Annotated in this window: 22 protein-coding genes; 13 read left to right on the top strand and 9 right to left on the bottom strand. The window is 34.1% G+C overall.

Going from position 1 to position 26,462, the window contains the following annotated elements:
* Positions 1-5 precede the first annotated feature (5 nt).
* The 3 genes from hscA to ACFEL2_RS07610 form a co-directional block, all read right to left on the bottom strand.
* Entirely contained in the window at positions 6-1,814 is a 1,809-nt protein-coding gene (gene hscA / locus ACFEL2_RS07620) for a Fe-S protein assembly chaperone HscA (protein ID WP_375331930.1), read from the bottom strand.
* Positions 1,805-2,305, bottom strand: a complete 501-nt coding sequence (gene hscB / locus ACFEL2_RS07615) for a Fe-S protein assembly co-chaperone HscB (protein WP_341751630.1) — start codon at positions 2,303-2,305, stop codon at positions 1,805-1,807. Before hscB ends, hscA begins: the two co-directional genes overlap by 10 nt.
* A 344-nt stretch (positions 2,306-2,649) precedes the next feature.
* Positions 2,650-3,891 carry an MFS transporter gene (locus tag ACFEL2_RS07610; RefSeq protein ID WP_341752342.1) on the bottom strand — a complete coding sequence of 414 codons (1,242 nt, stop codon included), beginning with the start codon at positions 3,889-3,891 and terminating at the stop codon, positions 2,650-2,652.
* Between the two features lie 443 nt (positions 3,892-4,334).
* Between ACFEL2_RS07610 and rpmI the strand changes: the two genes are divergently transcribed.
* From rpmI to ACFEL2_RS07585, 4 genes are all read left to right on the top strand, one after another.
* The gene (rpmI, locus tag ACFEL2_RS07605) at positions 4,335-4,538 is read left to right on the top strand and encodes a 50S ribosomal protein L35 (RefSeq protein WP_341747956.1); all 204 of its coding nucleotides are present in this window, start codon (positions 4,335-4,337) and stop codon (positions 4,536-4,538) included.
* Between the two features lie 27 nt (positions 4,539-4,565).
* On the top strand, positions 4,566-4,922 hold the full coding sequence (gene rplT, locus ACFEL2_RS07600; RefSeq protein ID WP_341747957.1) for a 50S ribosomal protein L20: 357 nt from the start codon (positions 4,566-4,568) through the stop codon (positions 4,920-4,922).
* Between the two features lie 269 nt (positions 4,923-5,191).
* Positions 5,192-5,374: a hypothetical protein gene (locus ACFEL2_RS07590; protein WP_341751631.1), complete on the top strand. Its 183-nt coding sequence runs from the start codon at positions 5,192-5,194 to the stop codon at positions 5,372-5,374.
* A gap of 24 nt (positions 5,375-5,398) precedes the next feature.
* Positions 5,399-5,581 carry a hypothetical protein gene (locus ACFEL2_RS07585; RefSeq protein ID WP_375331928.1) on the top strand — a complete coding sequence of 61 codons (183 nt, stop codon included), beginning with the start codon at positions 5,399-5,401 and terminating at the stop codon, positions 5,579-5,581.
* 88 nt (positions 5,582-5,669) lie between these two features.
* Here ACFEL2_RS07585 and fabF read toward each other — a convergent pair whose 3' ends face one another.
* The 4 genes from fabF to ACFEL2_RS07565 all read right to left on the bottom strand — a co-directional run bounded on the left by fabF (position 5,670) and on the right by ACFEL2_RS07565 (position 8,945).
* Complete coding sequence (fabF, locus tag ACFEL2_RS07580) at positions 5,670-6,929, bottom strand: beta-ketoacyl-ACP synthase II (RefSeq protein ID WP_341751633.1); 1,260 nt, start codon at positions 6,927-6,929, stop codon at positions 5,670-5,672.
* A gap of 9 nt (positions 6,930-6,938) precedes the next feature.
* A complete protein-coding gene (gene acpP, locus ACFEL2_RS07575; protein ID WP_341747960.1) occupies positions 6,939-7,196 on the bottom strand; it encodes an acyl carrier protein in 258 nt (85 codons plus the stop codon).
* Positions 7,197-7,407: 211 nt separating this feature from the next.
* Positions 7,408-8,310 (bottom strand): TerC/Alx family metal homeostasis membrane protein, encoded by a 903-nt coding sequence (locus ACFEL2_RS07570; protein WP_341751634.1) that lies wholly within the window; start codon positions 8,308-8,310, stop codon positions 7,408-7,410.
* A 62-nt stretch (positions 8,311-8,372) separates the two neighbouring features.
* Positions 8,373-8,945 carry a YqgE/AlgH family protein gene (locus tag ACFEL2_RS07565; protein ID WP_341751635.1) on the bottom strand — a complete coding sequence of 191 codons (573 nt, stop codon included), beginning with the start codon at positions 8,943-8,945 and terminating at the stop codon, positions 8,373-8,375.
* A gap of 181 nt (positions 8,946-9,126) precedes the next feature.
* On the opposite strand from ACFEL2_RS07565, the gene ACFEL2_RS07560 reads away from it, so the two are divergent.
* From ACFEL2_RS07560 to ACFEL2_RS07545, 4 genes are all read left to right on the top strand, one after another.
* Complete coding sequence (locus tag ACFEL2_RS07560) at positions 9,127-9,819, top strand: CvpA family protein (RefSeq protein ID WP_341751636.1); 693 nt, start codon at positions 9,127-9,129, stop codon at positions 9,817-9,819.
* A complete protein-coding gene (locus ACFEL2_RS07555) occupies positions 9,812-9,934 on the top strand; it encodes a hypothetical protein (protein WP_375331927.1) in 123 nt (40 codons plus the stop codon). The genes ACFEL2_RS07560 and ACFEL2_RS07555 overlap by 8 nt, the downstream gene beginning before the upstream one ends.
* A 249-nt stretch (positions 9,935-10,183) precedes the next feature.
* Positions 10,184-12,583, top strand: coding sequence for a hypothetical protein (locus ACFEL2_RS07550; protein WP_375331926.1), 2,400 nt, complete (start codon positions 10,184-10,186; stop codon positions 12,581-12,583).
* 546 nt (positions 12,584-13,129) lie between these two features.
* A complete protein-coding gene (locus ACFEL2_RS07545; RefSeq protein ID WP_375331925.1) occupies positions 13,130-17,914 on the top strand; it encodes an autotransporter domain-containing protein in 4,785 nt (1,594 codons plus the stop codon).
* Positions 17,915-18,579: 665 nt separating this feature from the next.
* Here the strand turns inward: ACFEL2_RS07545 and pheT are convergent.
* Both pheT and pheS read right to left on the bottom strand, forming a co-directional pair.
* Entirely contained in the window at positions 18,580-20,961 is a 2,382-nt protein-coding gene (gene pheT, locus ACFEL2_RS07540) for a phenylalanine--tRNA ligase subunit beta (protein WP_375331924.1), read from the bottom strand.
* A complete protein-coding gene (gene pheS, locus ACFEL2_RS07535; protein ID WP_375331923.1) occupies positions 20,958-22,007 on the bottom strand; it encodes a phenylalanine--tRNA ligase subunit alpha in 1,050 nt (349 codons plus the stop codon). Before pheS ends, pheT begins: the two co-directional genes overlap by 4 nt.
* 233 nt (positions 22,008-22,240) lie before the next feature.
* Here pheS and ACFEL2_RS07530 point away from each other — a divergent pair, with 233 nt between their 5' ends.
* From ACFEL2_RS07530 to ACFEL2_RS07510, 5 genes are all read left to right on the top strand, one after another.
* The gene (locus ACFEL2_RS07530; protein ID WP_341747837.1) at positions 22,241-23,329 is read left to right on the top strand and encodes an LptF/LptG family permease; all 1,089 of its coding nucleotides are present in this window, start codon (positions 22,241-22,243) and stop codon (positions 23,327-23,329) included.
* 34 nt (positions 23,330-23,363) lie between these two features.
* A complete protein-coding gene (locus tag ACFEL2_RS07525; RefSeq protein ID WP_341751642.1) occupies positions 23,364-24,404 on the top strand; it encodes a rod shape-determining protein in 1,041 nt (346 codons plus the stop codon).
* 3 nt (positions 24,405-24,407) lie between these two features.
* Positions 24,408-25,244 (top strand): rod shape-determining protein MreC, encoded by an 837-nt coding sequence (gene mreC / locus ACFEL2_RS07520; protein WP_341751643.1) that lies wholly within the window; start codon positions 24,408-24,410, stop codon positions 25,242-25,244.
* A 175-nt stretch (positions 25,245-25,419) separates the two neighbouring features.
* The gene (locus tag ACFEL2_RS07515; RefSeq protein WP_375331922.1) at positions 25,420-26,226 is read left to right on the top strand and encodes a radical SAM protein; all 807 of its coding nucleotides are present in this window, start codon (positions 25,420-25,422) and stop codon (positions 26,224-26,226) included.
* On the top strand, positions 26,219-26,461 hold the full coding sequence (locus ACFEL2_RS07510) for a palindromic element RPE1 domain-containing protein (RefSeq protein ID WP_341751645.1): 243 nt from the start codon (positions 26,219-26,221) through the stop codon (positions 26,459-26,461). The genes ACFEL2_RS07515 and ACFEL2_RS07510 overlap by 8 nt, the downstream gene beginning before the upstream one ends.
* Position 26,462 lies beyond the last annotated feature (1 nt).

Genomic DNA, 26,462 nt, shown 5'->3' with positions numbered 1-26,462 from the left:
ACCTCTTATCTTATTTTATCAATATGCTTACCTTTCAGTAAGCTCAGAGTAGCATTATTTAATCTTTCAGAAAGAAAATGCTCTGTTATATTCTCAAAATTCTTGCTACATTCTATAATGTAATCACGATCATTTGAGTTTATTGCTTCTTCTAAAGTTTTAATTGCCATATCAATTTTTTCCATTTCATTCTTTGCAAGAAGATTTGGCATCTCCCTAATAGCATTTTTTATATTATAAATCAAAGATTTTGTATCAATAATTGTTTCCTGCAACAATTTCTTATTATGATCACTAGCCGCATTTTGATAAGCATTTTCTAAAATCTCGGTAATTTCACTTTCATTTAAACCATAACTTGGTTTTATTTCAATGTTATGTGATATATTACTATTTTTTTCTAGAGCTGATACTGACAAGATGCCATCTGCATCAATAGAAAATGTTACTTCTATCCTCACTCCACCTGCTTTCATTAGTGGCAATTTTAGTTCAAATCTTGCGAGTGACCGACAATCTTCTACCATTTCTCTTTCTCCCTGTACCACATGCAACTTCATAGAAGTTTGGTTATCTACATAATTGGTAAACTCCTTAGTAACCGATATCGGTATAGGGCTATTACGCAGAATAATTTTTTCAGTAATTCCACCATTTAGTTCGATACCAAGTGACAAGGGTACTACATCAATTAATAAGGAATTAATATTTGCCGAAGTTAGGTTCTCTGCTTGCAGAGCTGCCCCCCATACTACCGCCTTATCTGGGTTAATATCTGAAAAAATAGTAGTATTAAACATTTGTCTTAAACTCTTACTAATTAACGGTATGCGAGTTGAACCACCAACAAGGATGATACCTGAAATATTAGGATTCCCTGCATGCTCTAGCGTATCTTTAGTAATAGCTATTGTACGTTCTACTAATGGTGATATTAATCGTTCAAAATCCTCTATATTTAATTCTAATATCTTCTCTTCATATATAATACTACATTTATTTTGTACACTAAGTGTTTCTTTAGTTTTTTTTGCTAATTTTATTAATTCATTAGATTCTACTAACTTATATTTATTACAAAAATACTTCATCACTAAGTGATCAATATCATCACCACCTAAAATATTATCTCCGCCAGTGGCAATAACCTGAAGCACACCGGTTTGCATATTGAGAATTGATACATCAAAAGTCCCGCCTCCTAGGTCATACACTAAATAATATCCACTACTTTCTTTATTTAAACCATATGCATAAGCTGCTGCTGTTGGCTCTGCAATTAACCTTAGTACTTCAAAGCCAGCAATTTTTGCTGCCAGCATTACTTCTCCTCTAGCAGCATCGTTAAAATGTGCTGGCACGGTTATTACAGCTTTTTTGACTTCCGAATTCAATTTTTGAGTAGCCTGTTTCTTTAAGTACAAAAAGATTTGTCCGGCAATTTCTGGAATCGTCAGTAATTTTCCAGCAAACCTTATTCGTAAAATTTCGCTATCTAAATCAATATAATCTTTCACTAAACTAAAAAACACAGGGTTGTTGCGTATATCAGATAATTTTTTACCGAAAAGTCTTTTAATAGAACGAAAATTATCAATTATATTATCATTGCCAACAATAAAGTCTTTGCCATGGAATGCTATAACTGATGGTATAAGTTCTTGGCCATGATCATCTATGATAATTTGTATTATTTGTTTATTTGATAAAGCAATCAATGAGTTAGTTGTACCAAAATCAATACCAACTGCTATATCCTTATCATGTTCATGCTGGTTAGAAGAGCCAGCTTCGCTAATTTCTATTATTTGCATGACTTGATTTTTAGTTGAATATTATTAATTAAATTTTTAAGGTATTTAAATTTTATGGTAATATCAAGAGCGTTTTGCATATTTTGATCTTGAAATGCAGTAGTTAGAGATTCAATAAGTTTTTCTTTTTCAAGGATTTTGTTATTTAGCATATGCTCTAACTTAGTTAATTGTTGAGTAGTTTCAACAAGCTCTAATTCACTCCACACAATATTTAATTGTTCCTTTGAAATACCTTGCCTAACCGTTATTTCATCCAAGACTATATTGTTTAAAAGTAGAAGATACTCAGCTCGTGCTAAATCATCTTTAAGAATTGAATAAGCTTTATTTATATCAATAGAGAGAGCCAAATTTTCTTGCCTCGCATTGTTAGTTTTAACTCTATCTGGATGATATTTTGATTGCATAGCAAAATATTGACGATCCAATATATTTAAGTCAATATTATATTTTCTTTCTACACCTAATAACTCAAAATAACTGCTCATAATCACTTCTAGTAGATCAATTATCAAACCATGCCCCTGTGATTATATACTAGAAACCTCAGTTTTGGATTAAAATTTTTAATTTTAATCTAGAACTGGCTAGAATATCAGAAAAATGCATTCTTGAAGCGGCTGGCACGAATGCATTTTAAACCTTTCTAAAGCTAAAAACATGATTTTAAAAGATTAAAATCATGTTTTTAGCAAAATATTAATTTAACAATCAGATGCAGAGGCGTCTCAAATCTGATTGTTTCGATAATTTCACCGAATTTGGGATAAGAATTGACAAATTCTTATCCCGAATTCGCGTATATAGATAGCATAGTAAAGTATCAAATCTATTAAATCTTACGTATCCTTAAAAAGGCTGGTACAAATAACATGCTAAATAACGTAGTCAATAAAAAAAGTTGAGACCAGTCCATATAATTTGCACAAATGCCAGATAAAAAGGATAAAATAATCCGTACGAAGGAGGCAAAAGAAGATATAATTGAGTATTGTGTGGCTATCAATTCGCTACTACATAAACTAGAAAAATAAATAAGAATCGCTGTATTACCAAGCCCGCAACAAAAATTCTGTACAGTAATTGTTATAGTAAATATAAGCATATCATGGCCTACCATAGATAAAAACACAAACATTAAGGGTGACAGTAATTGTAGACTACCACATATTAGGATGCTTCGGGATATTCCTATTTTTGCAGTTAAAATACCGCTAATGACTCCTCCAGAGATCATTAGCATGAATCCATATGCTTTTGAAATAGAAGCAATTTCTTGAGAGGTAAAAGACAAGTCAATAAATACTGGCGAACTCATTGCCATAGGAATTGAGTCGCTTGCTTTATATAGAAAGACAAACAGTATAATGAACATCCAGTTTGGATGATTTCGTTTTAACAATAGTAAGCTATCACCAATAACTTGAAAATATTGTGCAGGTGAAATTAAATCAGTAGAGATGTGTTGAGTTTTTTTTGTAACAGGTTCTTGCATATATAAGGTTATTATAGGTGCAGCCATTGTTATAAGAAAGATATATAGATATACAAAGTACCAATTAAATAGGCAAGATAAATATAATGCCCCTGTACTATTAATAAGTATTCCTATGCGAAAACCAGTTGAGCTAAAAGTTGTAGCAATTGAGAGATCTTCTTTTTTTATAGTCCGTTCTATACGGTATGCATCTAAAACAACATCTTGAGTTGCTGCACAACAGGAAATAATAAAAATTAAAATTGCGGTAATAATTATGTTAACAGGGGGGTCTATAATTAAAAACCCGCTAGTAGTGACTAATAAACATGCTTGGGTAACTAATGTCCATCCACGGCGTTGACCAAATTTTTGACATATAACAGGTATAGAATATTTATCAATAAATGGTGCCCATATTGGTTTTAAGCAATATGGAATAGATGTTAGAAACATTGCACCAATAATATCAGTTGAATATCCCGCCTGTGATAATTGGTAATGAATAGTAAATGATACTAAAGAAAAATTTACCCCTGCAACTATTCCAAGCAAGAAGAAACAAATAAAATAAGAGCGTGTATGATTAGTTAGCATATTCAGGAGTGATATCCATCTTTTCAAACAATTATCTAGACATTACACTCCAATTCGGGATAATAATTAGTTAATTCTTATCCTGAATTGGCTTTAATATAAGGAAAAATGCATTCTTAAAGTGGCTAACGCGAATGCATTTTAAACCTTTCTAAAGCTAAAAACATGATTTTAAAAGATTAAAATCATGTTTTTAGCAAAATATTTATTTAGTAATACAGCTTTTTTAATAATTTCATATAGTTAATATGCTAACCTCATGTATGAACCTCCTGTAAAATGTAAGAAAAAAATAACATATATAAACGATCCTAGCCAAAATATTTGCAAAATTGACTTGCAATAATACTTAAAAACATTATACTTACGTCTGTTAGCAACGTGGCTTTGGTATGCCTAGTTTTTGCTAGACTGATCTTAAAATACCAAATAAAGGAATTATAATGCCTAAATTAAAAACAAAATCAGCGGTAAAAAAGCGCTTTAAGCTTACTGCTACTGGCAAAGTCTGTGCCACTCAAGCTGGAAAAAAGCACTTCATGCGACGTCGTACAAAATCTCAGCTTCGTAACCTTAGAGGAACAACAATTCTCTGTGATCAAGATGCAAAGAACTTGAAAAAATTCTTTCTTCCATATGGAATTTAATAATTTAAATAAGGAAATAGGTGAGATATGTCACGAGTAAAATCAGGAAAAGTTTCAAAAAATCGTCATAAAAAAATTCTCAAACTTGCTAAAGGTTATAGGGGGAGATCGAATAATTGCTTTAGGGTAGCAATTGAAAAAGTTGAAAAAGCTCTACAATATGCTTATAGAGATCGTAGAAATCGTAAGCGTGATTTTAGAGGGCTTTGGATACAAAGAATTAATGCAGCAGTACGTGAGCATGATTTAGTATATTCGCAGTTTATGGGTGGACTGAAAAAAGCTGCCATAGATATTGATCGCAAGGTGCTAGCTGAATTGGCAGTCAACAACCCACAAGGTTTTGCAGATATAGTAGTGCAGGTAAAGACTCATCTGCAATAGACTTATTATTAAACCTCTTGGATCATTCTACTTTTGCTGGTAATTTGGGTGTTGGGATTAGACTCAAATTCTCACGTACATTCGAGTACGCTGCGGTTCGAGGTGGAGCGTCTCCTTCACACCCTTGTGCATAAGCGAGTTTCGAAAGAAGTCTACTGAATGGAGTGTTATATTTTAACAATCAGGTGGGCAGCTGCTTCAAACCTGATTGTTTCTATATATAATACTGAATTCGCAGGTTATTTTAATTAATTTCAACCACTATTTGGTTGCCATCTAGAACCGATTTAACTGTAACCGCTATACTGCATGATACCATTGAGGATACTAAACTGACCAAAAGCAAGATTGCCTATATCTTTAGTGATCTAATTGCTGATCAGATAGAAAAACTAACTAGGGGTAAGTGCGACAGAAAGATTAGCTCGGCAGAAATCATGGAATTATTATAGCAGCACAAGATATATGATATCATAATGGTTAAAATATTTGACATAATTCACAATTTAGAAACTGTTAGTATAAAATCTCTAGAAAAGATTAAGAAGATAATAGAAGAAACTTTTAAAAATTTTATAAGTATTAGCATGTGTTGTGGAACAAAACAACTAGAAAATATATTAACATACTTTATGTTACAAACATTTACCAATTACTGAATCCCCCTTAGAGCTTACAACAATTATCCAACATAAATACCAGCTTCCTACTGCAACTTTTGAAAATGATACAAACCAAAAGTAAATTCTATACTTTCTTAATAATTAAGCTTGCATTAGTTCCTCCAAATCCGAATGAATTAGAAAGTACATAACTAATTTTTGTATTTCTAGCTTCTAAAGCAACTAAATCTATTTTTGCTTCTGCTATCGGTTTATGCAAATTTAGAGTTGGTGGAGCAACTTGGTCTCGCATAGCAAGAATTGAATATATTAATTCTACGCTACCAGCTGCTCCAAGCAAATGACCAATAGATGATTTGGTTGACGACATAAGAACATTCGGGTTAGCATCCAAAAATAATTTTTGAACAGCCGTTAACTCTATAGCATCACCAACTGGGGTAGAAGTGCCGTGGGCATTGATATAATCAATAAGACTTGCATCAATTTTTGCATCTTTAAGAGCATAAAACATAGCTCTATAAGCACCTCTTCCATCGGGATGAGGTGAGGTCATATGATAAGCATCGCCAGTAGAACCATATCCAATAATTTCAGCATAAATCTTAGCGTTTCTAGCACAAGCATGCTCATATTCTTCAAGTACTACAACACCTGCCCCTTCTCCCATTACAAATCCATCACGATCTTGATCCCATGGTCTTGATGCAAGTTCAGGCGTAGAATTGTATTTAGTAGATAATGCTCTTGCAGCAACGAATCCAGCCACCCCGACCGGAGTAACCGGTGCTTCGGCCCCACCAGCAACCATAACATCTACATTGCCATATTGAATCATACGCATAGCATCCCCTATAGCATGAGAGCCAGTGGAACAAGCTGTAACGACAGCTTGGTTTGGTCCGGTGAATCCGTATTTAATGGAAACATGACCTGCAAAGAGATTAATTAATGAGGAGGGGATAAAAAATGGACTAACTTTGCCATTATTTTCTTTATGAAACTTTACGGATGTTTCTTCGATCATCCCAAGTCCACCTATTCCTGAACCAAGTATTAAGCCGGTTCTATCTCCCGATAATTCATCTTTTACTTTCCACCCGCTATCCTCGATTGCCTCAGTAGCTGCTCCTATACCATATTGGATAAATAAATCCATCTTATGGACATTGCGAGGGTCAATAAATTTTTCCGGGTTAAAACCATTATCTGTTGAGTGATCCACTGTACCCGCTATTTTACAGGCAAGGTTAGAAGTGTCAAATTTTGTGATTGACTTGATGCCACTGCGGCTCTTTATAATACCTTCCCAAGAGGGCTTTACACCAACTCCTAGTGGTGTGATAAGCCCAATACCGGTTATAACAACTCTTCTAGTCGACATGATTATTTATTAATTAGTTATTTTTTTATTTATGTACTGTACAACATCAGAGACAGTTAAAATTTTACTGGCATCTTCATCTGGTATATCACATTTATACTTTGCTTCTATTGCCATCATTAATTCAACTGTATCTAAACTATCGGCTTTAAGATCCTCAACAAATCTAGACTCAAGGGTGATTGAATCTTTCTTTACTTTTAATGTATTAGCAACGATTTCAATAACATCTTGTTCGATGATATTCTGAGCAACACTTGCATCCATAATTAGAACCTCATAACTTAATTTAATTTTAGTAAAATATTCAAACTCTAGCCACTCATGATTGACTTGTATGGAATAAACATAATCTATACATAAGTAAGCTTTGAATAAGACGATACAATAATTCCAAACTTCTAGCATAAAAAAATATTTTATGCCAGTGTAAAATTTCTTTAGTTCTTAAATTAAAATATTACTAATGGTTTACAGTTTAGTATACACTCCTTTTCCTGATAATAGAAGCAATAATACCAAACAACAGAAGAGTAATAGTCATAGCCAATGCAGCGTAAGATGGAATCTCAATAAAATGTTCAGCGAATATTTTTATGCCAATAAATATTAATATTAATGCTAGCGAATATTTTATATAACTGAATTGCTCAACAATATTAGCTAAACATAAGAATAAGGCACGTAAACCTAATATGGCAAAAATATTAGAAGTATAAATTATGTAAGGATCCTTAGTGATAGCAAATATTGCTGGTATACTATCAATGGCAAAGACAATATCCATGATTTCTATAATTATTAATGATGCAAGAAGAGGCGTAATACTTAACCTATTATTAGTTTTAACAAAAAATTTATAACCGGAAATTTTAGGAGTAAGATTAAAGTATTTTTGTAGAATTCTATAAATATACGATTCCTCTACTTTAAAACTTTTTTTTGCTATATAAAAAGTTTTGATGCCTGTAACTATAAGAATAGCTGCAAAAATATATAATAACCAAGAGAATTTCGAGATAACAATGACACCTAGATATATAATTATGGCTCTAAAAACAATGACACCTAGAATTCCCAAGAATAATATCCGATGCTGATATATTAAAGGAATAGAGAAAAACTGAAAAACCATCAATATAATAAAAATATTATCCAATGACATAGCTTTCTCTATAAAAAAGCAAGTGTAGTATTCCCGGGCTTTTTCTCCTCCCATATCAAAAAAAATGAAAATACCGAAGAGGCATGCTATAATTAAATAAAAAAGGCTAAAATAAATAGTTTGGCGGAAGCTCATCACTTTATTTTCTTGGTTTGCAAAACCAAGATCGTAGATTAGTAAACCTGCAATCACTGTACAAAAAACAACCCAAGTCAAGATTCCCTCCATAAACTACTATAACAACTTGAAGAATTAATTCTCAAGTTTATGATCTGATGTTAAGCATTAGCCATTCGTGAAGTAAAGTGGGATTCTTTGATACCGAGATTGTGTAAAGCATTGTGCCACTTATTCTCTGGATGATCAGAAAAAATAAATTCTTTATCACATTTTGTTATTATCCACAAATTCTCCTTAATCTCTGTTTCAAGCTGCCCTGCCTTCCAAGCAGTGTATCCAATAATAAATAAACTATTTTTAGGACCATGACCAGAAGCAATATCATGAGGGATTTTAGGATTAGAGCTAACTGCTAAATGATTCTGAAACTTCAATAGTAGATTTTCATCATAATCATCAGAATGTAGGAAGAATCCGCGTTCATGCTCAACTGGTCCTCCTAGATATATAGGCATCATAATATTACTATCTACTTGATCATCAGATATTTTAAAAAACGATTTTACCTCTATATGATTCACCAAATTATTGAAAATTAAACCCATTGCTCCTTCTGCTGTATGAGACAGCATATAAATAAGTGATTTATTAAATATACCATCAAGCATGTAAGGAGTAGCGATCAGAACCTTACCAGATAAATTATCAAAAATCTTATCGTTTACACTCATAATGTTTATTGTATTTTAAAATTTATTAACATACTAGCTTTTAGATACATATAATGTTAAATTACTGCTATTCAATAGACCTCTTTTGAAACTTCATCTGAGAGGTTTAAAAAATTTTGAACATGATAGTAAATATAATCAACTTCTGTTCTAAACTTAAAGTAATTTTTTAAAAAGTCTAATGTTTACTTGGTTTGATATAATAATATTGGCAATTATTACTACTTCATCGATGCTCGGGGCATATGGAGGAATAATAAAGCTTACTATTAGCTTACTTGGCTTTATAGTCTCAATTCTTTTTGCCTATTACCTATCTCCATATACTATTTCCATTATTACTCGATATTTTAATAACCACATTGCATTGGTAGTTACCTCTGGGATTATTTCCTATATTATCTCTCTAATCATATGCTCTTTTGTAACCCGTAAATTTCTTTTGATGATCTCTGTTATAAGTGGTGGGGTCATTGACAGATCTCTAGGCTTAGTCGCCGGCATGCTTAGAGGTATGATTATTTGTTTAGGTATCTTCCTAGTCCTAACAATTTTCTTTTCTGACAGTTACTTACAAGCAGAAACCCTAAAAGACGTTATGCAAAATACCACTATTGATAAATATCCAAAATGGCTTAAGGAATCTGTGACTACATCGTATCTAGATAATTTAAGTAAAAATCTTATAAGAACTCTACCACAAGATAGTTTGGAGTTCATTAAATTACCTAAAAAATCAAAGATTATTGGTACTACAAATGTGTTAGAAAAATCACAATCTCAAGAATCTCCCAATAAAGTAAAACAACTCCCTGAAGATCTTATGCAAGAACTTGATGAAGTATTATCAAAAAAAGTAGAGAATCATGACTAGGCTATTAAATAACTATAATAAAAAGAGTTATATTATTGGTAGACATATTCAAGATATAGCTAATCATGAGTTTATTCAAGAGCAAAAATTTGTTGTCAAATATAAGGTAATTTAACCTAAGTTCGATGTAACAAATTATCAGTATTATCTCTGTTAGAGGTGACATCGGGGCTATTAAACCGATGTCTTACATCGAACTCAGATTACATGAATGCTATCTAGACTAAGTTATTTTACAAAAAAGTTCCTAAATATTAAAGACATTGTTATTATTTGCTTGACATTAGTTAACAGATATTATTCTAATAGTATCCTATAGTAAATAAATTTTTAATAATCTGTAATATAACTGGAGAGAAAAAATATGGGACGTATTAATAAGCATAGTAATGGAAATTGGGTTAATCAGCATCGGAAGAGTCAGGGGAAGTTTCTAGAAGAACAAGATATTGAAGCACTCTTATTTAGTAAAAATGGGAATAACATACAAGAAAAGAATACACCAAACATAGATGACTTACCTAATTATGCACTTAATCTTCTAGAGCAGAATAGTATAGACCCTATTAATAGTATAGAGCCTATTAATGGAGCTATACCACATACTCCTATTGGAGCTTTATTGCCTATTCTTACCGCCCTTACCGCCCTTTCTAGCGTCTCTCCTACTACCGTTCCCTTTCAAAAAGCTATCTCGACAGGTACTCCAAATGGCTTATTGAGTGGAGTAACAAGTGCCATTGGGAAGATGCCTATTCTTTTTGATGCTACTCCTGCAACTAGCAAAAACCATGCCCAATCAAAAAAGCTGACAAAACATAGTGATGACTCATCTCTTAGTAGGGGAAAACGTGCAGTAGGTGATGGTCTTATACTACATAATACTGATGGTAATATTATACTAGGTAATAATGGTCAAAAGTTAACTTTCAGCCATCATCTAGACATAGACATACTCAAAGAACAACTCGAAAATAGTAATATTACTGAATTATGTCTATGGGAGGTTCCGACTGTTCGTCAAAAAGCACAAGAGATTGGAAAAATTCTTAGAGGTAGTAATGTTAAAGTATTAAGTATACTACATGGTAGTATAAAAGGAATAGACTTTGGAACAATGCTTACAGGTACTGAAGTTACTAGATTAAATCTAGCATATAATGGAATAGGCGATGAAAAAGCAATAGGTTTTATAGAATCACTTAAAAAAGGCAGCACTAAGGTTAAAGCACTAGATATATCATCTAACAATATGAGTGATGAAGGGGTAAATGATATTATACCAAAACTTGTAGGTACTCAGATTATTGAAATGGACGTAGACAGAGGTATAAAACGTAAGATATTAAAAAAACTCTTAAAGGTACTAAAAGAAAATAGACAAGTTAATAAAGAGTCCACCTCTACAATAAAGTCTAGTACTACTGAGAAAGAGTCTAGTACTGAGGAAGACCATACTACCAACAACAAGCGAGAGAAGCGTGATATTCATACTACTGATGAGACTCTTCCTAAGCAAGAGACTACTGTTCCTACTACAGAGAAGTCTAGTACTAGTACGACAGAGTCTACTACTCCTACTACCGTGAGTACTAGTACGACAGAGTCTACTACTCCTACTACCGTGAGTACTAGTACGACAGAGTCTACTACTCCTACTACCGTGAGTACTAGTACGACAGAGTCTACTACTCCTACTACCGTGAGTACTAGTACGACAGAGTCTACTACTCCTACTACCGTGAGTACTAGTACGACAGAGTCTACTACTCCTACTACCGTGAGTACTAGTACGACAGAGTCTACTACTCCTACTACCGTGAGTACTAGTACGACAGAGTCTACTACCCCTACTACCGTGAGTACTAGTACGACAGAGTCTACTACTCCTACTACCGTGAGTACTAGTACGACAGAGTCTACTACTCCTACTACCGTGAGTACTAGTACGACAGAGTCTACTACTCCTACTACCGTGAGTACTAGTACGACAGAGTCTACTACCCCTACTACCGTGAGTACTAGTACGACAGAGTCTACTACTCCTACTACCGTGAGTACTAGTACGACAGAGTCTACTACTCCTACTACCGTGAGTACTAGTACGACAGAGTCTACTACTCCTACTACCGTGAGTACTAGTACGACAGAGTCTACTACCCCTACTACCGTGAGTACTAGTACGACAGAGTCTACTACTCCTACTACCGTGAGTACTAGTACGACAGAGTCTACTACCCCTACTACCGTGAGTACTAGTACGACAGAGTCTACTACTCCTACTACCGTGAGTACTAGTACGACAGAGTCTACTACCCCTACTACCGTGAGTACTAGTACGACAGAGCCTACTACTAACGTGAAGTCTAGTACTACTACGACAAAGTCTACTGCTTTCTCTGCTGGAAAAACTACTACTCCTAAGAAAAATCTTACTGAGAAACCAGAACCAATCGCTGCTGATGTAGTTGTTGATTCTATTACAGAAAAGCATACTCCTAAGGAATCAAATCCTAATAATCCTGCTAGTAGCACAATGTCAATAGGAGAAATCTCAGGTCTGATATCTTCTATTGTAACTATTATAGGTGTTGGTGGAGGTGTTGCTATATATACTATCAAGAAGTTGTGTGGTGGAGTAAGCCGTTTGGGTCATAACGCATTAGCATTAGCTGACTTAGCAGAATCAGACGATCGTTTAGACAATAATGAAGAGACATCATCTTTAACAGGTGTAATAGTTGAAGATAACGCGGATATCTAAAACTAGGGTAATTTAACCTGAATTCGATGTAACTTGTTACATCGAATTCAGTATTATATGGTTTAAAGAAGGATTCATTTTAGCCTATGCCTTAAGATTGATAAATCACCGCAACAGTTTGTTTATGTTATCACAAATGCACAGCGGTTTGTTTGGTGCTTGGAAGAAAGTTTGGGAGTCAAGTAAGTCAAACTATCATGTATAACAAATTTCTATAGCTGTTTCAAATATAACACAGTTGATAGAAATTTATCAAAAAAATAGTCAAGTAGCTTGTAATTAATTATTTTTACATATATAGTAGCTGCGTGTTTAGATATTTCTAAAAAGGTTTTAAGGTATTATGATTGCGTAGGATCATCCCTGTGCATTCGATGGTTACCCTTGCGAAAGTATGGGTCTAGAAAAGTTTAATATAGTCTGCTAGGCTGTTTTTTTAGATTTCTCTACCTGCACGGGAATGACATCGAGCAGAAATAACTTTTGAAACTAATTGCTCTAAAAAACTGTATTTAGAAAATGAATTAACTTAAATAGGAAAAAATTATGAATAATAAAAGTAAAAAAAGCAGTTTTTTGAAAAACTTGCTAGCGACTGCTTCTATTGCTTCAGTTATAGTCGGTGGAAGTAATACTGCATTTGCTGGTGCTGTTGTTGCACCAATGGGTAGGATTACTAACGATGCTGCTCTCCCTAATAATGCCCCTGTTAGTGCTGCTGCTGCTGCTGATAAATGGCATCAGATAAATAATGATACTACTGCTCGTGTTGATCTTGCTGCTGGACCAACTGATGGTATGGCAATTACGTTTGGGGCTAATAATCATATAGTTAATGTTGATGCTGCTCGGAGTATTCAAGCAATTAATGTTAATGACAAGACTGGTACTCTTGTAACGATCAATGCAGATCTCACTGTTGGTTCTATCGTTGATACTGGTGCTAATGCTAGGGCGGTAAATTTTACTTTTGTTGCTCCTGGTAGTACTCTTACCTTAAACGGTGCAGCTGCCACTGCTAATCAGCATGGTTTTGTTGCTGCTGCTAACACTTATACTGCTTTAGGTAAGGTCGATTTTGCAGTTGCTGGTGCTACCTTGAATATTAGTCCTACTGCTCATACTGACATCGTATTTACGAATTTTAAAGTTCATAACGGTGCAAATGCAACATTGAATATTAACAATGCTGGTGCTAATACAAAATTTCTTCACTCGGAAGTTGCCACAGCCCAGACAATTAACATTTTTGATGGTAGCACTGTTGAATTCAACTCTACTGTAACTGCTGGTGGTGTTGCTGGTACGTTGGACTTACAACAAGGAGCAAATAGTAGAATCAACTTTGGTGCTAATGGTGATGGTACATTGTTGCTTACTTCTAATGGTGCTGCTCATAGTTTTAGAGTTATGAATGGATATCTTGGTGGTAATAATAAAGATGGAGATGGTATAATTCATTTCAATACTACTGGGGAAGCTGGAACTCTTAGTCATACAGTTGCAGGTAAGGCCGTAGTTGGTATAAATAAGGAGAATAGAGCTAAAAAATTCATAGTTACTGCTACTGATGTTCGTGCTGCAACAATTGCAGGAAAAGTATATACTAAAGAGCTTGAATTACGCGGTGGGATTATCAATTTACAAGGTGAAGTTGATGTAGGAGTTCAGGGTAAGACAAACATGATAACAGCAAAGTCAGCTGTAACTCTAAACGAACATAGTAATCTTGGTACAACAGATTTCCATAATATACCTGATAGTACAATTACTGTGGCAGCTGGTAAAAAACTTGAAGGAAACTTTCATGCTGACGTAAACAATAGTGCAGCTCAAGTTGGAACGATAATTTTTACAGGTAATGGTGTATTAAAAGCTGATGTAATAAACAAATTAGTTGCAATTGAAAATACACAACCTGGTCTTCTAGAATTGTCAGGACAGCATACTGTCACTGAACTACGAGGAACTGTGGCTAATACACATTTTAAATTTGCTAAGGATTATAAACTGATCGGTAATATTAATCACACTGCTGCTAAGGTTCATGTTAATGCTGCTTCAAATTTAACGTTTGATGGTGATGCTGAAATTACTGGTGACATTGGTGCTGCTGGTGTTCCAACAATTGGTAATATTATCATCCCTAAGGATAGCACAGTAAAAGTTGGTGGTGCTACGATTAATGCTGCTAGTATCTTTGATAATGCTGATAGTGGAACATTGAAATTAACTAATAACGCAGGTGATGTAACCATTACATCTAAAATGAGTGCTAATAATAGTGGTGGTACTATTGATGCAACTGAAATGAAAAAGGAGAGTACTTTAAATATTACTGGCATTATTGGTACGGATCCTGCTGGTAATGATTCTAAGGCTTTAAAGAAATTATTACTGAACGGACAAAAACCTGCCTTTAACTTGGTACCTGGCAATGAATGGGTTAATATTGCTGGAATTGATTTTGGTGGTGGAGTTTCAACAGTTAAGATGGATGTTGATGCTGCTAAATATGCCTTTGGAGCTTTGACAAATGCAGGGGAAGCTACATTTGAAGTTAGTGAGAATGTTACCTTATATAATACAACAACCTCTAAGGACGAGAGAGTAAAGGAAATCAAGTTTACAGCAAACGATAAGACTCTTACTCTTCATAAAGGTAATGATATTACTGCTAATAGTATAACTGCTTCTGGTGGAAGTGATCTAGTTTTTGCTGGGGATGCTGCTCTAAAAGGCGACATAGGAACATCAACCAGGAAATTTAAAGGTCTCAAAGTAAATGCTGGTGTTAAGGCAACTACATCGGGTCAAGGCTTTTTCAGCGAAAATATAGAATTAGCAGATGACGGATCTACATTAGTTGTAGATGGTGATTATACTACTAAAGCAGTTGTTGGTAATGTTGCTGGTAAGGGAACACTGAAATTTGTTAATGATGCTGGTGTTGGTACTGGTGTAAAATTCACTACTACAGCAGCTGCTAATGCTGGTGCTATTAACGGTATATCTACCTTAGAATTGCATGGTGGTAATGTTGAATTAGTAGGTGATAACGGTCTAAAATTTAGCAATATTAAGTTTGCAACTGCTGCAAGCTTAACTTTAGCTTCAAATATGGAACTTAAAGATATAAATGTTGATAGTACTCTTGATAGTGCGAATTCTAAAGGTGCTAGACCTACAGTTATATTATCAGCTATTGATCACACTATTCGTAAACCTAACCATATTGGTGATAAGGAGCATTTGGTTAATCTACAATTTGCTGGAGATAATACCTTAAATGTTACTACTACAGACTTCTTTACTAGTGTAACAACTACAACTGATAATCAAGGTGCTGTTAACTTTAAGGATGGTTCTGATAAGGTTTATGGTTTAGGTTCTAGCGGACTCAACTTAAAAGCTGTAACTTTTGAAGTAAATACCGAAAACTTTGGTGATACTTATGTCAGTAATGCTATTATTAATGACATATTGAAGTACACAGCTGGTGGAACAGTAGCTGGTGGACTACAAGTTGGTAGTGATAAAGGTGGTTCTGTAGCTGAGTTTAAAGATGGTGTTAAGTTGACAGCTGCTGTAACCAGTAAGGGAGCAGATAATAAGATTAACTTCACAGATAATGCTGGTATTGGTACTAAGCTTGGTACAGAGAATGCTCGTTTTAAGGCTATAACATTTAATGGCAATAAAAAAGTAGGCTTGAAGAATGCTGCTATGTATGCAGAAGTAGTTAACTTCGGTACTGAAAGGATCGTAATTGCTGATAACAACATAATTAGTGGTACTTCACATGTTAATGCCAATATTAATTTGAACTCTGGTAAGTTAATCTTCCAAGATAACAAAAATGACGTAAATTCTACATGGGGTCCTAAGACTTCTATTTCAACTACCTTAACTGCAGATGGAAAACTTGGTTCTATAGAAGTTAATACTCCTATAGAGGTGGCTGCTAGTGTACCAGTTAATCTTATAGTCGTGAAGGATGAAGCTCAATTAGGGGCGGATCAAGAGTACAAGTTGATTAGCAATGGTAAATATCTAATTCTAGGTAATGATGCACGATTTGGTCCTCTAACAGTAGCAAAATCAACAAATCAAGCATATGTAAAGTGGACTGTTTCTACTAAAGATGATAAAGATGTTTACTTGTTGCGTTCAAATGATGCTGCAACTATAGCTCCAGCTGATATGAAACTTGCTGGTGGTGATGATAAAGATCAGGAAAATGCTGCTTTGCTTGGTCGTGAGGCATTAGCTGCTATGACTGATATTGGTACGTTATCACAAGACCCAAAAGTACGTGGTGAAGCACTAAAAAGAATTGTAAACGCTGAGAATTCATTAGTGACTGATGCTGTCGAACATACTAATGCTGGGATTGCTAGTTTAGTGGGAGCAAGACTTGCTCAAGTTGATGAACAACAAAAACCTATAGGTAGTGGTTCTGATGATGTAGCTGGTGAATCAATGGGTGCATGGGTTATGCCATACTATAATCAAGCTGTTCAGAAGGGTGAAGGTAGTGTTGTTGGCTATAAAACGAAATCTGCTGGTGGAATCCTTGGTTTCGATGCTTTAGCAAACGAAAATCTAATGATCGGTGCTGCTGTTAGTATTGTTAGAACTGATATGAAATACAAAGATTATAAAATTGGAGAGAAAACAAACATTAATACTGTGATGCTCTCTATTTATGGATCACAACAACTTGATAAAAATTTCTTTGTACAAGGTTTGGTTTCTCTTGGTTCAAATAAAATTAAGAATAGCGATCCTAGAAAAGTGCCTACTTCTCGTAATGCTAGTGGTCAGCAAATTGCTAAAGCTAGTTATGATTCTCTGTCTTACGGTGGTCAAGTATTATTTGGTTACAATGCTAAAATGTCTGACACAATGTCATTAATACCGATGGCTGGAATTCGTTATACAGGATCTAGCGATGAAGGTTATAAAGAAACTGGTACAGACAACGTAAATAAGGTCGTTGCTAAGAAGACTAACAATAAAGTTGAAGCTGTGCTTGGTACTAGATTTGCAGTTTCTGTAGATACTAGTGGTATTACAGTGATGCCTGAAGCCCATGCTTTTGTTTCTCAAAAGTTATTTGGTAATTTAGGGAAAGTTAGTGCTAAATTAGATGGTATGACTAGTTCGTTTGCTACTAGATCTGACAAAGAGGCAAAAACATTATTTAACCTTGGTTTAGGCGTTACTGCTAAAGCTGGTAATATGGAGTATGGAGCTGGTTACGATGCATATTTAGCTAGTAAATATGTTGGTCACCAAGGTACTTTAAAAGTTCGTGTAAACTTCTAAACTAATCTTTTAAGTTTACTTATCTATTACTTCAAACAAAAGGGTTTTCTTTTAAAAAAGAAAGCCCTTTTTGTTTAATAAGAGTGCTTACGAATTGATTCTTCCTGATAAGCTTATCGTCAGAATTTGCTTTCTCTTCTTGTATAATGGGCTAAAAAATTTAGACAAAAAAGCATGTAGTTTTGTTTCGTAATAAGATAGAATAAAAAATTATACTTAGGATAAACGAATGACAAAGAAACAAAGTAGAAATTTTAGTGCAGAAGCAAAAAACTAAGATATAGTCAATTTACCCCAATTCGGGATAAGAATTTGTCAATTCTTATCCCAAATTCGCGTAATTCAGGAGGATTGGGTAGCAGGAGCGGTGGAGTGAGTATCACAACTGTTGGAAGTTAAAAAATCGTCTATTAGCGAAGTGCTGTTGTAAGGCTTAAACCGTCATTGCGAGGAGTCGATGCAAGCGGCGACGTGGGGCAATCTTGTTGAAGGAGGTCTTGACTATCATGAAGATTGCCACAGTGCTTAACGGCGTTTAGACGATTTTTTTAACTTCCAACAGTTGTGCCTTCATGGAACATCGAGAATGTTAAATCCATATCTCATATCGATGCTTAGGTTACTTTAGCATTTTTTGGATATATATTTAGTCTGAAAGTAGGAGTTTATTCTCTTAACTTACCTTGAAATTTCTCATGAACAATTGTAACAATTTCTTGACTTAATAAATTTAGGTCTGCTTCATTTAACGTCCGATCATCTGCTTGAAATTGCACCTTAATTGCCACCGATTTTTTACCGGAAGGCAGTTTATCTCCCGAGTACACATCAAATAGATCAACAGATTTTATCATTTTTTTATTAGAATTCTTGATATAAGCAATTATCTTGCTAACCGGCTGCTCTAGATCAACTACAAAAGCATAGTCTCTAAAGGTTGGCTGGAAGTCAGAAACAATAAACTCGTCTCTTTTAGCAAATTTTGCTTTAGCAAATGGTATATTGGCAATATCTATTTCAAAGGCAAATATCTGACAGTCAATATCAAAATGTTTTAATATAGAGGGATGAATTTGCCCAAAATAGGCTATAACATTTTTACCAAGTTTTATAAGGCTTGATTTTGTCGGATGGTAATAAGGTAAATCAATAGGAGCAAACTGACACTTATCAATCGGTAGACCTGCATAATTTAAAACATTTTCTAAGTCAGATTTAATATCAAAAACATCTACTAAGCGAGCTGCAGAATGACAATCTTTTTCATTATATAGTCCGCATCTTACTGCAGAAGCAAAAATTAATTCTCCATCTGATGTACAAGAGTTAAAGATTGGTCCCAATTCCATCAAAGCAATTTCTTTAATGGATCTTGTTAAATTCTTTTGAACTAATTTAAGTAATTTAGGCATGATGCTAGGTCGCATATAATTATTATCAACATTAATAGGATTTAGCAAAAATAACTCCTCTTTTATTGGAGCAAATAATTTTGCTATTTCACTATCCATGAATGAATTTGTTACTACCTCATCATACCCGCAAGTGGCTAAAATTCTTTTAATATCAGAAATTCTTCGTTGCTCTTTAGGTATAATCCTTGTTAGCTGCATTTCTGGTAATTTAATCGGGTCTAATTTGTCATAGCCGTAAATACGAACAATTTCTTCAACAATATCTTCTTTAATTGTGATGTCATGCCGCCAAGATGGTATGGTAAGTTTGAGAGTATCGCCTATATCTACTATAATAAAGCCAAGATTTTTTAAAATGTTACAAATCTCTGTTTTGCTTAAGTTTAGACCGGTTATTTTAGCTAGGCAATTTATAGGGAAGTCCAAAGCTTTTTGTACAAAAGCAAACCCTTCATTATACACTATATCAGAAATTTCACCTCCACAAATAGCTAAAATCATTTTACTTGCAATATTTAAGGCTTTTAAGGTAAATTTTTGATCAATATTACGTTCAAAACGATAACGCGAATCAGTATCAACCTGCAGACGCCTGCCGGTTTTAGTAATATATTTAGGAGAGAAATACGCCGCTTCTAGCAGGATATTTTGCGTTCCAAGTTCACAACTACTGTTATCTCCACCTATAATACCAGCAAGAGTAAGTACTTGCCTATCATCTTGAATTACCAAAGATTCTTCATCTAAATCATATTCTTTGCCATTTAAAGCTAGAAATTTAGTTTTTTCTTTAAGTAGTGTAATTTGCAGCTTATCTGATAATTTACTTCTATCATAGGCATGCATTGGTTGCCCGAAACTATACGATATATAGTTAGTGACGTCCACTAGGGCTGAAACCGGTTTTAGCCCAATATTTTGCAATAATTGCTTTAACCAATCAGGGCTTGTCTTGTTTTGTAAATTTCTTATTTCTCGAAAGCAGAATAATGGGCATGCTTCTTTATTCTCTACCTGCAAGGTTAATGTAGATTCAAATTCTCCAGCAATTGATGGCACTTCTAATTCTTTAAGCGTACCAATACCCTTGCTAGCTAGGTCTCTAGCTATACCATAGACGCCAAGAGCATCACCACGATTTGGGGTAACGTTAATATCAAAGATTGGATCACCATACCCATAATATTGTATAAGTGACTCTCCTATCTTAGCATCGGGCATCAGTTCTATTATACCATCAGAATTAGTGCCCACTAATAGTTCTTCTTCAGAACATAACATTCCGCAACTTTTTTCTCCGCGAATTACTGATTCTTTAATTTTAAATTTACCATTAGGGATTTCACAACCAATTTTTGCCAGTACTACTTTAATATTCTCCCTAGCATTACTTGCTCCACAAACTATTTGTAAAATTTCCTCATTAGTTTGGACTTGACATATCTTAAGTTTATCCGCCGATGGATGGGGTTTAGTAGATAATATGTGAGCTACTTCAAAATCTTTTAGCTCCGTCCTTCTATCTATTATTTCTTCCACTTCTAGACCAAGCATGGTCAAACAGTCAGCAATATCTGCAACAGTACTCTCAGTATCTAAGAATTTTTTTAACCATGATAGAGTAAATTTCATCTTGTTAACCCCCCAGCTATAGTTGGTATATCGAAAGCAGAGAAATTATAGTGTTTTAACCATCTTATATCTCCTTCAAAAAACTGCCTGAGATCCTTGATTCCGTATTTTAGCATAGCAAAACGCTCAACACCTAGCCCAAAAGCAAAACCTTGATAATGATCACTATCTATATTAACATTTTTAAGAACGTTTGGATGAACCATACCACAACCAAGCACCTCTAGCCATTTATCGCTACCCTGCATCTTAATATCGACTTCGGCAGATGGCTCAGTAAACGGGAAGAAACTTGGTCTAAAACGCACTTCAATATTTGTTTGTTCAAAAAAATCTTTAATAAAATCCGTGATAAGGTATTTTAAATGTCCCATATTAATATTTTCATCGAGTACTAGACCTTCAATCTGATGGAACATTGGTGTATGTGTCATATCGGAATCAGACCTATAAGTTCTACCAGGAGCAATAAATCTAAAAGGTGGTTTACCATTTTGCATCGTCCTGATTTGTATGGGTGAAGTATGAGTACGTAACAATAGGGGGTGTTCTGCCTCTTTTGCCTTTAGATAGAAAGTATCGTGCATCTGCCTTGCTGGGTGATCTTCATAAAAATTTAGGGCAGTGAAATTATACCAATCGTTCTCAATAGTTGGACCATCCTTAATGGTTAGCCCAAATTTTGTAAATACTTGAATTAATTCTTCAGTAGCTTGGGTAATGGGGTGTATGCTCCCCTTCTTATACTGCCGAGCTGGAATTGTTAAATCTGTCTTTTCTTCAGCAAATCGTTTATTTAATTCAATTTCCTCCAAGGCTGCTTGTTTTGCTTCTAGCAAATTACTAATCTGTTCTTTAAGCAGATTAACTGCCTCGCCTAACTTTTTACGATCATTTTGCTCAAGACTACCAAGCTTTCTCATTTCTTGGTTAAGTAAGCTTTGTTTCCCAAGAAACTCCACCCTAATTTGTTGCAACTCTGATAGAGCTTGAGTTGATTCTATTCTGCTTTGTGCAGATTTTAATATTTGGTTTAGATGATTCATAACAAGTTAATAATAATATCGAGCCATAAATATTAGACTATATTTTATTATATCTCTAGATTAATTAGAAGCAAATGTCAATAACATGTTATTGACAATGACTTAGAAAAAAACTTGATTATCGAGTATTATTACTGATATAGTTATTATATTAGTAATAGTGTTTTATAATAGTTTTTATTTCACTTTTGGTTGTAAAATCATCCACTACGGTCACCAATTTTTATTTTAAAATGATTAATTTTAAAACTCTTTCAATTTACCTACTCAGGCTATATTGTAGCTATTTCATCGGTATATTGCTTCTGCTTATCGGGGTTTTAATTCTTTCAAATATCTTTGACCTTTTGCAAAAATTTAAAGCTGTATATATCCCAACACATTTTTTTTGGAAACTTGTATTATATAAAATACCTTATTTAGTTAATGAAGTAGCTTCTCTTCTTAGCTTCATTGCGATGTTATTTTTTCTAAAAAGACTAACTAAACATAACGAACTAATAACTATTTTATGCAATGGTATCCATATTTGGAGGGTTATTGCTGTTCCAGTTTTTGCAACGGTGATTTTTGGTATAATACTAATAACTATATGCAACCCTATTGGTACATTTGGTTTACAAAAATATGAATCTTTAGAAGCAAAATTGAGTAAAAAGACATCTAATAATTTGATAATATCAAAATCTGGTTTACTATTTTTTGAGAATTATCAAGGCAATAAAAGAATTATTCAGGCTGGGTCTATTGATGTAGTGAACAATAAGTTAAATAAGATTATTATATTATTTTTAGATGACAAAAATAATTTCTTAAAAAGAATTGATGGGGAATATGCTATTTTAGTTGATAATAATTTAAAACTAACTTCTGTAAAAATTTCGGATAACTATAATGTCAAACAATATGAGCATTTTACCGTTCCAACAAATTTATCAATAAGTAACTTACTAAATAGTTTTATAAATCCTGAGATGATTGCTATTTGGGATTTACCAGATACAATTAAACATTTAGTAGAATTTGGTTTACCAATAACTAACTATCAAATTTATTTCTATAAACAATTATTTAAGCCTATAATTATGGCTACCACAGTGATTTTAGCAGCCTGCTTTTTTAGTCTCAAGCAACGTGATAATTCTCAAGAAAAAATCTTAGTAATTGGCTTATTTCTAGGTTTTATTATTTATTTCCTATTAGAGATTTTGTTTAAAATACTCGCATATAATGCAACCCCCCCTTTCTTAGCTATTTTATTGCCAAATATATGTATATTATTTTTCAGTAATTTTGTTATTATGCATTCTCAAGAAACCTGATGCGTTAAAATGATTTGATTTTGGAGAAATAAAAATGCTAACAAACTTTTTCAGGAAATTTGTATGTGATATGGCCATAGATCTTGGTACGGCTAATACTTTAGTGTATGTCAAAGGCAAAGGAATCGTACTTAACGAACCTTCTGTAGTTGCATTGATTAAAGTGGACGGAGCATTTAAGCCATACGCATTTGGTCAGGAAGCAAAAAATATGTTAGGACGTACCCCAACAGACATTGAAGCAAAAAGACCACTAAAAGATGGTGTTATAGCCGACTTTAAGGGAGCTGAAGAAATGATAAAATATTTCATCAGAACAGTACATAATCGTAGATCATTTACTGGTCCAATGATTATAATTTGTGTACCCTCAGGTTCTACACCAGTTGAGCGTAGGGCTATTCAAGAAGCAGCAGAGAGTGCAGGAGGTAGAGATGTATACCTTATAGAAGAACCTATGGCAGCAGCAATTGGTGCCGGCTTACCAGTAACAGAAGCAACTGGTTCAATGATTGTTGATGTAGGTGGAGGGACAACAGAAGTAGCCGTCCTATCATTAGGTGGTATTGTGTATGCTAGATCAGTACGGGTAGGTGGCGATAAAATGGATGAGTCTATTATTTCTTATATTAGAAGGCATTATAATTTACTAATCGGCGAAGCTACAGCAGAAAAAATCAAAAAGCAGATTGGAGCTGCTTACGTAGATGATAGTTTAGAACCAAGAGTAATGGAAATTAAAGGACGAGATTTAATCCATGGTATCCCTAAAGAAATGCTACTAAACGAAAGACAAATTGCTGACAGTCTAATTGAACCAATTAGTCAAATTGTAGAAGCAGTAAAAGTGGCGTTGGAATGCACTCCTCCAGAGCTTTCATCCGATATTGTAGATACAGGAATTGTTATGACTGGTGGTGGGGCATTACTCCGAAACTTAGATCATGTCCTAAAAGAAGCAACTAAACTGCCGGTAATTATTGCTGATCAAGCACTATCATGCGTAGCTCTTGGTACGGGAAAAGTACTAGAAGATTTTCAAAAATTTAAGCATGTGTTATTTAAACAAGATTAACCAATGGCATTACTTGCAAACAGAATAAAGCGTTCTAGTAAAATGGTAGAGTTTGCTAGATTTATACTTGTTACTTTGAGACGTGTTTTCGTTTTATTTTTTGTTATCGCCTCACTTTACTTATTTCTTGCTGCTCCAAAAAGATTTTCTTCCATTTCTCTTGAAGTCGTTGGACATGTTATTTTTGGTGGATTGCTAATTCATGAAAACATATTTAAGCAAATTAATTTAATAACCCAAAATTTTATTTATTTACGAGACTTAGCAAGAGAAAATATCGAACTACAATTAGAAGTGGCAAGACTAAGAAAGTTACAGAGTAATATATATTTGATCCAATCTGAGAATAAAGAACTAAAAAAACTACTATCAGTTGTAGAAGAAGAACAATATAACTATGTCAGTGCTAAATTACTAAGTGTTTCATTAAACCCCTTCAGTAAAACTGCTTTAGTGTCAGCTGGAGTAAGACATGGTGTGGAAGTTGATCAGATAGTTACCAACAGTGAAGGATTAGTTGGGCGAGTAATACAAGTAAGCAACAATTACTCTAAAATAATTTTAGTTAATGACGTAAACTCTCGAATTCCGATCACTACCGTATCTTCAAAAGAGAAAGGTATCATGAGTGGTTATGGTAATGGTAGCAAAATACTCTATTTACCAAAAACTCATCTTGTCCAAAAAGGTGAAAAAGTTATAACATCTGGTTATGGTAATATTTACCCTTACGGCATAACGGTAGGTTACGTAAAAAAAGCAAATGCAGAAAAGGTTCTTGTAAAGCCTGTAGTTGACTTATCAAAAACTGAGTTTGTCAGTATATTGCTTCCTCAATGAATCTAATAATTGGCTTTTATACTGCTATGATTTCAAGAGTTGATAGACGAAGAGGTCAATTTCAAGAAGAGCTATGCAGTAGCAAAGTCGAGCAGCTAGGCGTACATGAGTAACTAGGCAGCTGAAATCTTTAGACACAACGACCTTAATTCTTGAAGTTCTACCTGAGTATATTATGTTTGGACAAAATCCTAAAAGACCAGCAATATTTAATGATGGAACTAATCTAGAAATCAAAAGTATTTTTAAGACTATTCAGGGAGAAGGGCCTTTTGTAGGTATGCCTGCTATTTTTATTAGGCTTGGCGGATGCAATCTTGCTTGTAATTTCTGCGATACCGACTTTGAAGATTTTAATATATTAACTATTAACAATATTATCGAAGAAGTTGAAAAACTGGCAATTAATAGACCTCTTGCAGAATTCGCTTCTGCTAGGGAATTTGCAGGAGTCATGGAATCTCAATCCCCAGCGTATTTAGATCTACGTGAGGGGCAGAGTCCCGGTAGCACGCACAAATTACCAGCAAAAGTAGAATTATGCAAGATATCTAATATCAAATTAGTGGTTATAACTGGTGGTGAGCCTTTTCGTCAACCTATAGAATTATTGTGCTACAAATTATTAGATTTGGATTATATAGTGCAAATTGAAACTAATGGCACATTATATCGTGATCTTCCAGATAAAGTCCATATAGTTTGCTCACCAAAAGCTGGGAAAAATGGTTATGCACTATTGAGAGATGACTTACTATCTCATATTAATGCCCTAAAATTTTTGGTGGCTAAAAATATACCCAAATACTCTAACATACCAGAAGTAGGACAAAGCAAGTATAATATACCAGTATTTATTCAGCCTATGGATCAAAATAATCTGTTGCTAAATAAAGAAAATGAACGGTTAGCTATTGATTTGACCATTAAGTATGGTCATCGCCTTTCCTTACAAACTCATAAGATTTTGGGTATTGAGTGATTATATATTAGATATCTTTGACAAACTCGCTTATGCTGAAGAATTTAAAGAAGCCACGGAATCTCAACCCGCAGCGGACGATGATGTACGTGAGGAGCAGAGTACCGGTAGCACGAATAAATTACCAGCAGAAGTAGCAGCCAAGAATATAACAGCTGATAACCAACTAAGTAGAATAGTTAGGTTCAAACATGCGGAGTTTATGGGCATAAAGTTGATATCCGCTTCCTCTTGAT

Source organism: Candidatus Tisiphia endosymbiont of Temnostethus pusillus (assembly GCF_964264675.1).
Lineage (GTDB): Bacteria > Pseudomonadota > Alphaproteobacteria > Rickettsiales > Rickettsiaceae > Tisiphia.
The sequence above is the reverse complement of the archived record's forward strand: the minus strand, read 5'-3'. Positions and strand labels throughout refer to the sequence as shown.

Bases quoted from the DNA above. Each gene is read 5' to 3' on its own strand.
- hscA (WP_375331930.1), bottom strand. From the start codon at position 1,814: ATGCAAATAATAGAAATTAGCGAAGCTGGCTCTTCTAACCAGCATGAA.
- hscB (WP_341751630.1), bottom strand. From the start codon at position 2,305: ATGAGCAGTTATTTTGAGTTATTAGGTGTAGAAAGAAAATATAATATT.
- ACFEL2_RS07610 (WP_341752342.1), bottom strand. From the start codon at position 3,891: ATGCTAACTAATCATACACGCTCTTATTTTATTTGTTTCTTCTTGCTT.
- rpmI (WP_341747956.1), top strand. From the start codon at position 4,335: ATGCCTAAATTAAAAACAAAATCAGCGGTAAAAAAGCGCTTTAAGCTT.
- rplT (WP_341747957.1), top strand. From the start codon at position 4,566: ATGTCACGAGTAAAATCAGGAAAAGTTTCAAAAAATCGTCATAAAAAA.
- ACFEL2_RS07585 (WP_375331928.1), top strand. From the start codon at position 5,399: ATGGTTAAAATATTTGACATAATTCACAATTTAGAAACTGTTAGTATA.
- fabF (WP_341751633.1), bottom strand. From the start codon at position 6,929: ATGTCGACTAGAAGAGTTGTTATAACCGGTATTGGGCTTATCACACCA.
- acpP (WP_341747960.1), bottom strand. From the start codon at position 7,196: ATGGATGCAAGTGTTGCTCAGAATATCATCGAACAAGATGTTATTGAA.
- ACFEL2_RS07565 (WP_341751635.1), bottom strand. From the start codon at position 8,945: ATGAGTGTAAACGATAAGATTTTTGATAATTTATCTGGTAAGGTTCTG.
- ACFEL2_RS07560 (WP_341751636.1), top strand. From the start codon at position 9,127: ATGTTTACTTGGTTTGATATAATAATATTGGCAATTATTACTACTTCA.
- ACFEL2_RS07555 (WP_375331927.1), top strand. From the start codon at position 9,812: ATGACTAGGCTATTAAATAACTATAATAAAAAGAGTTATATTATTGGT.
- ACFEL2_RS07550 (WP_375331926.1), top strand. From the start codon at position 10,184: ATGGGACGTATTAATAAGCATAGTAATGGAAATTGGGTTAATCAGCAT.
- ACFEL2_RS07545 (WP_375331925.1), top strand. From the start codon at position 13,130: ATGAATAATAAAAGTAAAAAAAGCAGTTTTTTGAAAAACTTGCTAGCG.
- pheT (WP_375331924.1), bottom strand. From the start codon at position 20,961: ATGAAATTTACTCTATCATGGTTAAAAAAATTCTTAGATACTGAGAGT.
- pheS (WP_375331923.1), bottom strand. From the start codon at position 22,007: ATGAATCATCTAAACCAAATATTAAAATCTGCACAAAGCAGAATAGAA.
- ACFEL2_RS07530 (WP_341747837.1), top strand. From the start codon at position 22,241: ATGATTAATTTTAAAACTCTTTCAATTTACCTACTCAGGCTATATTGT.
- ACFEL2_RS07525 (WP_341751642.1), top strand. From the start codon at position 23,364: ATGCTAACAAACTTTTTCAGGAAATTTGTATGTGATATGGCCATAGAT.
- mreC (WP_341751643.1), top strand. From the start codon at position 24,408: ATGGCATTACTTGCAAACAGAATAAAGCGTTCTAGTAAAATGGTAGAG.
- ACFEL2_RS07515 (WP_375331922.1), top strand. From the start codon at position 25,420: ATGTTTGGACAAAATCCTAAAAGACCAGCAATATTTAATGATGGAACT.